The organism is Azospirillum sp. INR13 (assembly GCF_015390205.1).
Taxonomy (GTDB): domain Bacteria; phylum Pseudomonadota; class Alphaproteobacteria; order Azospirillales; family Azospirillaceae; genus Azospirillum.
On sequence record NZ_VUOI01000005.1, the window covers coordinates 184956 to 197500 of the forward strand.

Sequence of the window (12545 nt, forward strand, 5' to 3'; positions counted from 1 at the left end):
CTTCTTCAAGTGTCTGGAAACATTGAAAGTTGATCCTCGGAAGCGAGGCGACACGGTTCGCCTTTGCGTCCAACCGCGGCAAGAACCCGTTGCTCCCGAAGGTCGGAGGCACGGATCTGGTAGGGAGCGCCGGGCACGACCTGCTCAGCGACGATCAGCCCGGCATTGATGAGCCGGACAAGGCGGTGGCGCGAGATGCCGAGCGCCGCGGCGGCCTCGTACTGGGTCAGCCATTCGCCATCCTTCTCGGCCGACCGGTAGGCGCGGATGCCATGGACCCGGCGCAACGAGCTGACACGGTGCCCGGTCCAGGATTTCCCCTGCCCGGTGCGCATGCCCATCCGGTTCAGCTGCGCGGCGATGTCCGCATCCGACCAGCGCGTCGCCATGCTGCGGATCACCGCCATCGCTTCCTCCGGCGTTCGGCAACCGTGCTCCCCGGTTTGCGGCTTGATGAGACGCAGCTGCGAGTGTTGGCCCCCGCGCCAATGGATAGTGAGGATGACCTCGCGCGCCGCCTCGTCGACGTCGGCGATGATGTTGACGATCAACGTCCGCAGCAGCCGTTGACGCGCCCTGGTGGTCACCCCCGGCGCGTTCCAGGCGGCCTGCAGGTCGTCCGCCAGCCCGGCGAAGTCCGGCGCCGCGGGAGCCGGAACAGGAGCTGACACGGACGCGATCCGCGCTTCGCACGCCTCGACACGCTGAAGCGCCGCCTCCCAGTTCTTTTCCAACTGCGCGGCGATCAGCCGGTTGTCGGGATCGCAGGCGGCATAGCGCCGTTCCGCAAGCGTCGCCTCATAGCGCGCCTTCTGAAGATCCAGTTCCGCCATCCGCCGTCGTTCGGTCTGGTGCTCCATATGCCTCCGCTCAGCTTCCAGCGCGGCCTCGATCGCCATCGGCTCGACGGCTCGCAAAAGTTCGCCGGCGACCGCCTCGTCCACCCGGGAACTTCCGAACCCAAGGCATCGTGGCAGCCCGAGCATCTGGTTCGGGCGGTCGCAGCGATAGCCGGCTTGGCTCGGGCTACGGCCACGGTAGGACACCGTCAGCCGCCGCCCGCACCGCGCACAGTTCAGGACGCCAACCAGCAAGGCGCGCCCGCCGCGCCCCGACTTCGCGCCGCCGACCCGGCCGTAGGCGTTGGCGGCGAGCAGCGTCTGGTTGCGCTCAAACTCGTCCCAGTCCACGTAGGCCTCGTGGTGATCCTTCAGCAGAACCTCCCACTCTTCAAGCGGCTTGCCGTGGCCATAGCTCTTCCGCGCCCGCCCTTCGACGATTTCGGTGCGGTGCTGGCTCTTTCCGTAGACGTAGGCGCCGGCATAGAAGGGGTTCTTGAGCACGCTGATGACGTTGCGGTAGCGGATCGGCGTCCAGTCGAAGCTGATCAGTCTCTTCCCGTCGGACGGCCGTGGGAAGCAGACTCCTTCTGCTGCCAGCGACAGCAGGACTTGGCGCGCGCTGCCCAGCTCCCGGAAGCGGGCGAAGACGAGGCGGATCGCTTCCTGGACCCGCAGATCGGGATCGAAGCCCAGACCGATCTCCCGGTGCCATACATAACCGATCGGCACACTGATGCGCAGTTCGCCCCGCCGCGCTTTGCTGCGGGCGGCATCGAGCATCCGGGTCCGCAGCACTCCCAACTCGAATTCGCTCATGCTGCCCTTCATGCCCAGCAGCAGCCGATCGTTCGGTCGCCCCGGATCGTAGACGCCGTCGAGGTCGATCACTCTGGCCTCGACGAGCCCGTAGAGTTCGAGCAGGTGGTGCCAGTCCCGGCCGTTGCGGGCGAGCCGGGAGGCGTCGAGGCACAGCACGGCGCCGATCTCACCGGCACAGAGCGACGCCACCAGCCGCTCAAACCCGGGCCGCGCCATGGTGCCACTGGCGGAGCGCCCGAGATCGTCGTCGATCACCTCGACCCGGCGGAAGCCTCGGCGCTTGGCCGCATCAACCAGTTCGTACTGCCGCCGTTTGCTCTCCAAGTTGGTCTGGACCTGCGCCGGGGAGGATTGGCGGACGTAGACCACGGCCTTGCGCTTGAGCACCGACGGCGGCAGGAGATCAGTGTTCGCCATCGTCATGCTCCCCGGTTCCGACACCTGCGGCTTCCATCAGGAGAAGGGCCAATTGCACCACCGCTGCGGCGCGGTCGGCCGGGCTGATCGTCCGCAGCCTTGCGGTGTCGAAGGCCATGCTGAACTGGCGCCGGGTCTTGGCCCGTCGTGTTGTTGCTGACGGCATTTTCATGTCGCTCCTCCGGGACGATGATCGCATCGCCTGGAGAGCTTCGCTTGAATCCGCCGTCGCTCAGCTGACGCTGAAGGTTGATGAGCGCTTCCACCGCGACCCGCGGCGTACCGAGTTCCATGTCGGCGCAGATGACAGGGTCCAGCATCCATTCCGGCAACACCGTGATGATGCCGGGTGCCGCCTCGACGAAAACCAGATGGCCGATGGCGCGCGCCTCGCTCCACATCACCCGGACGCGACGGTCATGCAGCGGATGCCAGCAGTAATGGACGTCAACATCCTGCCCGGCATGGGCACAATGGACGGGCGATGGCGAGCGGGCGGATGCTGCGTTCCACCCTGTTGCTGTCGATCTCCACCCGGCCGTCGTCGAGGAACAGCGTCAGTCCCTCCCAGCGGCTGAGCGCGTAGCGGATCGCCTCGGCCACTGTCGATTTGCGCGACACCGCCGCCAGCTGCTTTTCCAGCCACGCCTTCAGTTCCGCAATCAGCGGCGTTGAGCGGGCCTGGCGCTCCCGGCGGCGCGCCTCGGTGTCACGGCCGCGGATCTCCGCCTCCACCGCGTATAGCTGGGCGATGCGCCGCAAGGCTTCGCTGGCGATCGGCGCCGAGCCGCCGGTCTGGAGATCATAGAAGCCCCGGCGGACGTGCGCCCAGCAGAACGCGAGGCGCACGGCTCCGCCCTCGGCCAGCTTGCGATAGCCGGCATAGCCGTCGACCTGGAGCACGCCGGTGAACCCCTGCAGATGCGTCACGGGGCGTTCCGCCTTGCGATCGGGAGCATAGACGTAGGCCACCGCCGGCGGCTCCGGTCCGTTCCAGGGGCGATCATCGCGCGCGTAGGCCCAGAGTTGGCCGGTCTTCGTGCTGCCCCGTCCGGGGTCGAGCACCGGTGCCGTCGTCTCGTCGGCGAACAGCTTGCCCGACGCCTTCAGGTTGGCCAGCAACCGCTCATGCAGGGGCCGCAAGTACCAGGCGGCCCGCCCAACCCAGTCGGCCAAAGTGGAGCGGTCGAGATCGACACCCTGGCGCGCGTAGATCTGGGCCTGACGGTAGAGCGGCAGGTGATCGGCGAACTTGGACACCAGCACGTGGGCGATCAGCGCCTCGGTGGGGATGCCGGCGTCCACGATGCGCGCCGGTGCCGCGGCCTGCACGACGCCCTCCTCGCACTGGCGGCAGGCGTATTTCGGCCGGCGGGTCACCAGCACCCGGAAGCGGGCCGGGATGAGATCCAGACGCTGCGAGACATCCTCGCCAATGGGATGCAGCGTGCCGCCGCAACACGGGCAGGTCTTGTCGGCGACATCGATGAGGATCTCCTCGCGCGGCAGATCGGCTGGCAAGTTGCCGCGGTTCACCCGACGCCGTGGCGACGAAGGGGCCGACTTGGTCGCCGCAGAGCCAGTGGGCTCCGCTTCCTTGGCGGCCAGCGTCTGCTCCAGGTCCTCCAAGGCCAAGGCCAGCTGGTCCGGATCAAGGCGCTCGGCCCGGTGGCCGAAGCGATGGCGCTGCAGCTCCCGGATGATCTGGCGCAGGCGGGCGATCTCCTCCTCGGCCGAGGAGCGGGCCGCCGTCAGCTCCGCGGCATGCCGGACCCGTTCGGCCAGCAGCAGGGCACGCAGTTCGTCCGGATTGCTGGGAAGGGTTTCAGGCGCGGTCGTCACGTCCACCAGTATAGCGGCGGCTTGCGCCATCCTCGCCTGCGAAGCGGCAAGCGAGTCGCTGTGTCGCAGCTCAGCCGGCGGACGTCGGCCGAGGCACCCGCACGCCCCGCACCCGGGTCCAATCCAGACCCTCGACGAGCGCCGAGAGCTGAGCCGGGGTCAGACGGATCACGCCGTCGCGGATCGCTGGCCAGCGGAACTGGCCGGCCTCCAATCTCTTGGCGATGAGAACCAGTCCGGTGCCGTCCCAGTGCAGGAGTTTCACCCGGTCGGAGCGCTTGGAGCGGAAGACGTAGATGACCCCGCTGAAGGGATCCGCCCCCAATTGCTGCTGCACCAAGGCAGCCAGCCCATCCATGCCCTTGCGGAAGTCGACCGGCTTGGCGGCGACCAGAACCCGCACCGCGCCCTCGATGCCGATCACCGTAACGCCCTCACCGCGCGCAGCACCGCCTTGATGGTGGCGCTGTCCATGCCGGCCGGCACGCGCACCACCGCATCGCCGATCTGCACCTCGATGGCCGGGAGTTCCTTCGGTGCGGCTGGGGGCGGCGTGGTGTCCAGCACCACCGACGCGAACACCAGGCCCTCTTCCTGGAAGCGGTTGGCGGCACGCGCTTCCCGGCGCCAGCCGAACACCTGCTGGGGCCGCAATCCGTGACGCCGGGCCACTTCGGAGACCACGGCCCCGGGCACCGCCGCCTCGGCCAGGATCCGCGCCTTCTCCTCTGGCGACCAGGTCCGGCGCCCTACATCGCCCGTGATCACCTCCATGCGGCGAACCCGCACCGGCTCCTGGTCAAGCGTAAGGTCGAGCGTAGACACAAACCGTTCTCCCAATCATGCGATCCGGGAGATTCGCTCAGCCCTGATCCCACCGGAAGGTGGGGCCAGAACACCGCTTACCTTTCTCTCAACCGGCCCATAACTCCGGAAAGCCGGATGTCCGGCTTTACCCATCCTGCGGGACGACCACGCCTAAACACCGCACAAGCCCTCGCACACGTTTGGCCAGAGATCGAGTTGCCCTCTCTCTGTAGCGCGACAATCAAAGTCGGGTGGTTAGCGACAATCAGGGCATCGATGGGATTTTGCATGTTGCAAGGACTCCGAGCACCTCAGATCAATTATTCTCTGGTGGCAATGGCCTGTAAAGCTTGGTCTTTCAGGCCACCGCTTACGCGGCTTCGGGCTTGACTGGCCCTTGCCGCCAGAGACTCATGTTCTACCATGAGATGTATGCCTGATTGTCGCTGGGATGGGGTCCTGATTGTCGCGGAACACACGCCAAGCCATGATCAGCCGGGTGTTCCGCCCAACCAAGCGAGCGGGACAAGCTTATTGTCCCCACGCCATTCCTGGACCAGCGTCACGCCTGGGATTTCTCCCCACACATCGGGGCCGGCATGATCGAGGATGATCACCTGCAATCGTCCCTTCGCCCGCATGACCTCAGCACCCAGGGCTTCGAAGACCGACCGAATCGCTAGGATGTCCTGATCACGGGTCCGGCCGAGTTGACTGGCATGCTCGCCATCGAAGCCCCGCGGGAAATAGACTTGGCTGGGTTGATCAAGCACGATCAGGGCCGGTACCGGATGACCGATGTCGGTCAGAAAAAAGCGCTGCAGCGCCAGCATCACCGCGACATGATAGGCGAGCCAGTTCGCCCCGCTTCCAATTTCCCACAAATAATCGGAGCGGTCTGGATGAATGACACGCACTGTGAGGTCATCGACTAAGAATTCTATCGGCGCGTCTGGCCATTCAGCGTCGAGGTTCGGTATTATTGTCGAGGCGTAACTTTCTATGATCTTGAGTGCGGCAGCTTGCTTCTGCCGCACCTGACCTTCTGAATAAATTCCACGGTGTTGGGCTATCAGCGCCTTGATCTCGTCGACCTCACCAGGAAGCCTCGCGTCTTCGCCAGTGCGCTCATAGAGCTGAATTGCTTGTTCAAGCCTGCCAAGAAAACGTTCGATGCGATCGGACCGGAAGGTTGCCGCGCGCACCTCGTCTGAGCGTCGCTCGAGCAGCGTGATCTCTTGGCGGATCGCGCTAAGCGTTGCCGTGCCTTGCTCGACCGCGCCACGCAGTCGTAACCGCTCCCGGTCGAAGGCGTCCGACAGCGATGGCTGCGAACGGATTTGAAGCTCGACCCCGGTCAACGCCTCGCGCAGCGCCTCGACCTTTTCGCGTCCGCCGCCGCCCAAGGCGACGATTGGGTCGTCCGATCGCTCCACCAGCGCTTCGATCCAATTTGCGACGTCCAGGCGCTCGCGCTGGATCTGCATCGCCGATCCATAGGACTGGCTGCTGTCGATCAGGCGCTGAATTTCGTTGAGCCGCTGCCCGTGCTCGGCAAGCTCGGCCGCCGCATTACGCTCGCTTTCGCGCAGCCGCTGGAGTTCCGTCAGCGTTGTTTCGATCGAGGCGACCGAGGGCTGTGCGGTTCGACTACTGCCCTCGGCAATGGTGCGGAGCAGCTCAAGCATGTCAGGCCATTCGGTCGGGATGACACTATTGGCGGGAATGAGACCGAGTTCAATCGCTTGCTTTATCCAGCCGTGCGCCTCCACCTGCCAAGCACGTACTGACGAACGCATAGCATTAAGCTCGGCCTCCTTGCGGCGCAGTTGGCGCTGCAACTTGTCGATCTCCCATTTCGCCGCGAGCATGTCGGCGGTGAGGGCACCCACCACATAAGGGAAGATCGCCTTCAGCTTCTCACGATGTTCGGTCGTATCAGCATTGAAGTAGAGCACAGCCGGATTGGCGACGATATATTGCGGCTGAAACATAAATGCGGTCAGATCACGAAAGCTGACCCGCGAACTGAAGCCCGGGTCATCGCCTAGCTCAAGATCAAGATTAGAGAGTGCCGACAAACGATTCAATATTCGCTTTACCCCATCACTAGTAATATTCTTGACAGGGGTCTCGATAGGAATATTGATCTCGTGAGCCTCCAAAAGCATCATGTCGCCGGTCTGTTTAGCATCACCGGGCTCGCGTCGAGCGAGCAGCTTTTGGCCTTCGATCGTCTGGACAACAATGCCGAACCAAGAGCAGGCTCTGCGGATAGTGCCGACAGGGATGCTGCATTTTCCCGAAGCAAGGCAATAGTCGATAATCGGGATTACCGCCGATTTACCGGTCTTAGATGCTCCACTGATGACATTGGCCGTGCCCGGTTCGAATTCGACGATGCGTGGCGTGTGTCCAGCCTTGGACCAGAGGATCAGCTTGAGGATCTGGAAGTGCATCAAGGACTCACGCGCAGAAGGGAAAAGGTCGTGGCGGGAGGCACCCGCGCCATCCAGCGCCCGAGCTTCTCCGCCGCAGCGGTATAGGGCCTGATGCGTTCAGTTGGCCGGCGTATCTTCGCCTCATTGGCGCGCAGACGTGCCTCGTTATATATGATGCTCAATAAACCTGTGGTAACGCCCATCGATATCGCCTGCAGACTAAGCCGCCGCATGGCAAGAGTCCGCGTATGGACCGCCATTAGATCCTCGCGATGGCGGTCGAACTTCTCGATGAACTTGCCGAGGCCCGATGACACATTGGTACCGCTCACTAGGTCGAGCGTTGGGCGGTGGAGGACGATCGGCAGCACGAGGAAGCTGAGGTGGAAGAGCGGCAATTGGCCGAGCACCTCCTCCTGATAGCCACGCCCGAACGACCAAAGGATCACGGCCCCCATCGCGGAGTTCTGCACGGCCTCGATCGAAGAGATGCTGTTGGCGGCCATCATTCTCTCGGGAAGAAATCGGCATATTGTGGGTGCCAGCCGACTTGGGCGCCATCGGCAAGCATGTTGTAAGTACCTGGGATGAAATAGCTCGGCACGCTGCGGCCTTCGAGCGGCACTTGGTGGGTAATACAGCGGCGATAGACCTGCCGACCGCGAGTCTCAGCATCCTTCGCCGAGAAGAGATCTTCGACCTCGTCGCGCATTATCCGAAAATGGGCATCAAGTCCGTCATGCAACTCGTGGAGGCTCTCCTCGACAATGCGGCCTTCGGCAGCCCACAGCGTGCGATCAGCATCCGACCTGAGAAAATCGCTTACCGCGCGCACCACAAGTTCCTGGGCCGTCTTCACTTTTATGAGCTGCTGGACGAACACCGGGGTGGCCGCAAGCATGGTGCCGATCTGCAAATCGCTTGGCTGCCCGGTAGTCGGCACCAGAAATCCGAGCGCACCGTGCTTGCGGATGAATGCCTGCAGGCGTTTGCGAAATTCGGTTGCGTCGATCATTGGCGTCTCGCCGGCGCGAATGTGCGCAGCTATCTGATTCTTCGCCGTGCCGATCGCATGCGCGCAGAAATCATCGACAGCCACCTCAAGCACCGAGAAGCGCAAGACCTCGCGGATCGGTTCGAGCGGATCGACCTCCATAATCAGCCGGAAGTTAAGGATGATCTGCTGGCAGGTTTCCGCCCCAGCGGCGAGAAACTCAGTGATCAGGGGATTGCAGCCCTTGAGCTTATTGCCGGGCGTCACTTTCTTTGTGATCTTGGTGAGTAACGCCGCCGCCTCCGTCCTGGTCGAAGCGGCGTGGAGGAGTTGCACCAATTCCCCCTCCTTGGGCGGGCAAGCATAGAGGTGGAACTGCGTAGATACCGCATTGACCTTTCCGTCCGAACACAGGCGCGCCCAGTTGGCAAAGCATTTCCACAGTTCGACGGATGTATCACGAACCGGATTACCCGACAGCGCACTCTTCGCCTGCTCAAGCAGCATTGTGCCATCGGGTCGATGGATCGCGGTATCCTCAATGAACTCAAGCGAAACCGAGCACCCTGCCGGGGACTTGAGCAGGTGGTGGCACAAACGAACATCCTGCAACCCATAGCCAAGATATTGGCCAGGCGCCGCGCTCTTCGACGCTGTCTTGATCGGTGCCGTTACCATCGCCCCCCGGTTGCGTAATGCTGTTTCCGCTAGGGTCTTCCCCGCTACCCCCTGCCCTTCCCTAGCGCAATTCGGAGCATCTTACGAATCAATGCACGCGGAGTCACTCGGATAGTGGTGCAGCGAAGAAGGGATGCCTCCGCACTGGTATCACCTGCGGCGAGCGGCTGATGGTATTTGGTCGGGCAGAAGCGGACGCTGGCCTTGGCTGTCCGGACCTCGGACGAGAGATGCTGTTGGTCGAAGTTCCGGGGTTGGCTTTCAGCCCATTAGCAGCCCCTCCCCCACCAGCCAAGCCTTCTTCGTGACAATCCTACCGCGCCATTGCCATGCGTCACAGTTATCGCTGGATAACGTTCACTGCATAACACCCCGCCAAATCTATCCGGGAGTTTCCGTCCTGGCGCTTCCACGACGCTGCCACGGAGCCGTTCCGGAGGCGAAACTCCGGACAGCAAAAAGCCGCTGATCTCTGTGTGAGATCAACGGCTTGTTGATTTGGTTGCGGGGGCAGGATTTGAACCTGCGGCCTTCAGGTTATGAGCCTGACGAGCTACCGGGCTGCTCCACCCCGCGGATGTCTCAGTATGGGGTGATGGATGTCGTGACGATGCCGGCGATTTGTGCTTCGGTTTTTAAGCGTCTCTTGAGCCTGAGTGACCTGGCGGCGACCTACTCTCCCACGTCTTAAGACGCAGTACCATTGGCGCGGAGGCTTTTCACGGCCGAGTTCGGGATGGGATCGGGTGTTTGACACCTCGCCATGACCACCAGGTCACCAAGGCTCAAGACCGACGCTCTTCCCAAAGCGTATCGCGGGTTCAGTGCAAGTGAGGGTGAGGATGTATCGAACCGGCGGCGTTGCGTCAAGCAGGGCCTTTCCAAGCAGGCTTGCTGCTGCGCATGGCGCGGTTAGTGGGGTCGAGATCAAGCCGATCGAGCGATTAGTAAGGCTTAGCTTCAGGCATTGCTGCCCGTCCACATGCCTCCTATCGACGTGATGGTCTGTCACGGCTCTCAAGGGAGCTCTGGTTTAGAGGTGGGTTTCCCGCTTAGATGCTTTCAGCGGTTATCCCGTCCATACTTAGCTACCCGGCCATGCCACTGGCGTGACAACCGGTGCACCAGAGGTATGTCCATCCCGGTCCTCTCGTACTAGGGACAGATCCTCGCAAAACTCCGACACCCACGGCAGATAGGGACCGAACTGTCTCACGACGTTCTAAACCCAGCTCACGTACCACTTTAATCGGCGAACAGCCGAACCCTTGGGACCTGCTCCAGCCCCAGGATGTGATGAGCCGACATCGAGGTGCCAAACGACTCCGTCGATATGGACTCTTGGGAGTCATCAGCCTGTTATCCCCGGCGTACCTTTTATCCGTTGAGCGATGGCCCGTCCACGTGGAGCCACCGGATCACTATGGCCGACTTTCGTCTCTGCTCGACTTGTCAGTCTTGCAGTCAGGCGGGCTTATGCCATTGCACTCGATGAGCGATTTCCGACCGCTCTGAGCCCACCATCGCGCGCCTCCGTTACACTTTGGGAGGCGACCGCCCCAGTCAAACTACCCGCCATGCAGGGTCCCGGACCCGGATCACGGGCCACGGTTAGATGCCAGAGACTTCAAGGGTGGTATTTCAAGGTTGGCTCCACCCGGGCTGGCGCCCGGGCTTCCAAGCCTCCCACCTATCCTACACATGAAGTCCCTAGCACCACTGCAAAGCTGTAGTAAAGGTGCACGGGGTCTTTCCGTCTGACCGCGGGAACTCCGCATCTTCACGGAGAGTTCAATTTCGCTGAGTTGGTGTTGGAGACAGCGGGGAAGTCGTTACGCCATTCGTGCAGGTCGGAACTTACCCGACAAGGAATTTCGCTACCTTAGGACCGTTATAGTTACGGCCGCCGTTTACCGGGGCTTCAATTCAAGGCTTGCACCTCTCCTCTTAACCTTCCGGCACCGGGCAGGCGTCAGACCCTATACGTCGCCTTGTGTGGCTTCGCAGAGCCCTGTGTTTTTAGTAAACAGTCGCTACCCCCTGGTCTGTGCCCCCCACAGGTGGTTGCCCACCCATAGGGCCCTCTTCTTCCGAAGTTACGAGGGCAATTTGCCGAGTTCCTTCAACACCATTCTCTCAAGCGCCTGGGTATACTCTACCAGTCCACCTGTGTCGGTTTGGGGTACGGTCTATACGGCGGGGCTGTTTCCTGGAACCGGTCCACAGCATGTCCAATCCGATAAGGACATACACGCTTTCCGATCCGTCACCTCCGCCAGGCCCACGACTATTAACGTGGTTCCCATCGACTACGCCTTTCGGCCTCGCCTTAGGGGCCGGCTCACCCTGCGTGGATTAACCTTGCGCAGGAACCCTTGGACTTTCGGCGACAGTGTTTCTCACACTGTTTGTCGCTACTCATGTCAGCATTCTCACTTCCGATACCTCCAGGCGGCCTCACGGACACCCTTCGCAGGCTTACGGAACGCTCCGCTACCACGTGATCATAAGATCACATCCGCAGCTTCGGTACACGGCTTGAGCCCCGATACATTTTCGGCGCAGGCCGGCTTAACTAGACCAGTGAGCTATTACGCTTTCTTTAAAGGATGGCTGCTTCTAAGCCAACCTCCTGGTTGTCATGGCCTTCCCACATCCTTTCCCACTTAGCCGTGATTTGGGGACCTTAGCTGGCGGTCTGGGCTGTTTCCCTCTCGACGATGGACCTTAGCACCCACCGTCTGTCTGCCGGACTGCACTCTGCGGTATTCGGAGTTTGGTTAGGTTTGGTAAGGCTCGCGCCCCCCTAGCCCATCCAGTGCTCTACCCCCGCAGGTGATATCCGACGCGCTACCTAAATAGCTTTCGCGGAGAACCAGCTATTTCCTGATTTGATTGGCCTTTCACCCCTAGCCACAGGTCATCTCCGACTTTTTCAACAGGCGTGAGTTCGGTCCTCCAGTGCGTGTTACCGCACCTTCAACCTGCCCATGGCTAGATCATCAGGTTTCGGGTCTAAAGCATGCAACTTTTCCCTTATTTCTAAGGGGGCGCCCTATTCAGACTCGCTTTCGCTGCGCCTCCACCTACCGGCTTAAGCTCGCTGCATACTCTAAGTCGCTGACCCATTATACAAAAGGTACGCCGTCACTTCGCAAGGAAGCTCCGACTGCTTGTAGGCATCCGGTTTCAGGAACTGTTTCACTCCCCTTGTCGGGGTGCTTTTCACCTTTCCCTCACGGTACTGGTGCACTATCGGTCACTGAGGAGTACTTAGGCTTGGAGGGTGGTCCCCCCATGTTCAGACAGGGTTTCACGTGCCCCGCCCTACTCGTGGATTGCTTCCGGTTTATCCGTACAGGGCTATCACCCGCTATGGCCCGACTTTCCAGACGGTTCCGGTTATGTAGAAGCAATCACTGGCCTGGTCCGCGTTCGCTCGCCACTACTAGCGGAGTCTCGGTTGATGTCCTTTCCTCCGGCTACTTAGATGTTTCAGTTCGCCGGGTTCGCTTCCCCCACCTATGGATTCAGTGGAGGATACCGCGTAGCGCGGTGGGTTTCCCCATTCGGAAATTCACGGATCAAAGCCTGCTCGCGGCTCCCCGTGACTTATCGCAACGTGCTACGTCCTTCATCGCCTCTCAGTGCCAAGGCATCCACCAGATGCCCTTCAGACGCTTGATCTCAACTCCAACGAAAACG

General features: G+C 61.8%; 7 protein-coding genes, 1 tRNA gene, 2 rRNA genes and 1 pseudogene. All 11 read right to left on the minus strand.

The genetic code is table 11. From position 1 onward, the window contains the following. Positions 1 to 5: 5 nt before the first annotated feature. Positions 6 to 2078, minus strand: a complete 2073-nt coding sequence (locus F1643_RS06625; protein ID WP_194912062.1) for a recombinase family protein — start codon at positions 2076 to 2078, stop codon at positions 6 to 8. A 2-nt stretch (positions 2079 to 2080) separates the two neighbouring features. Further along, entirely contained in the window at positions 2081 to 2482 is a 402-nt protein-coding gene (locus F1643_RS06630) for a hypothetical protein (RefSeq protein WP_194912065.1), read from the minus strand. Between the two features lie 73 nt (positions 2483 to 2555). After that, positions 2556 to 3920, minus strand: a pseudogene (locus tag F1643_RS06635) (IS66 family transposase); the annotation flags it as partial. A gap of 70 nt (positions 3921 to 3990) precedes the next feature. Next, positions 3991 to 4344 carry an IS66 family insertion sequence element accessory protein TnpB gene (gene tnpB, locus F1643_RS06640; protein WP_194912069.1) on the minus strand — a complete coding sequence of 118 codons (354 nt, stop codon included), beginning with the start codon at positions 4342 to 4344 and terminating at the stop codon, positions 3991 to 3993. Further along, a complete protein-coding gene (locus F1643_RS06645; RefSeq protein ID WP_194912071.1) occupies positions 4341 to 4745 on the minus strand; it encodes a transposase in 405 nt (134 codons plus the stop codon). The genes tnpB and F1643_RS06645 overlap by 4 nt, the downstream gene beginning before the upstream one ends. 473 nt (positions 4746 to 5218) lie before the next feature. Continuing rightward, positions 5219 to 7186, minus strand: coding sequence for a DUF3732 domain-containing protein (locus F1643_RS06650; RefSeq protein WP_194912074.1), 1968 nt, complete (start codon positions 7184 to 7186; stop codon positions 5219 to 5221). Beyond that, positions 7186 to 7677, minus strand: coding sequence for a three component ABC system middle component (locus tag F1643_RS06655; RefSeq protein WP_194912076.1), 492 nt, complete (start codon positions 7675 to 7677; stop codon positions 7186 to 7188). Before F1643_RS06655 ends, F1643_RS06650 begins: the two co-directional genes overlap by 1 nt. Further along, on the minus strand, positions 7674 to 8840 hold the full coding sequence (locus tag F1643_RS06660) for an ABC-three component system protein (protein ID WP_194912079.1): 1167 nt from the start codon (positions 8838 to 8840) through the stop codon (positions 7674 to 7676). Before F1643_RS06660 ends, F1643_RS06655 begins: the two co-directional genes overlap by 4 nt. Positions 8841 to 9339: 499 nt before the next feature. Continuing rightward, positions 9340 to 9416 (minus strand) — tRNA-Met (locus tag F1643_RS06665). Between the two features lie 83 nt (positions 9417 to 9499). Then, positions 9500 to 9615 (minus strand): 5S ribosomal RNA (rrf, locus tag F1643_RS06670). A gap of 148 nt (positions 9616 to 9763) precedes the next feature. After that, a 23S ribosomal RNA gene (locus F1643_RS06675) occupies positions 9764 to 12527 on the minus strand. Positions 12528 to 12545: the final 18 nt, after the last annotated feature.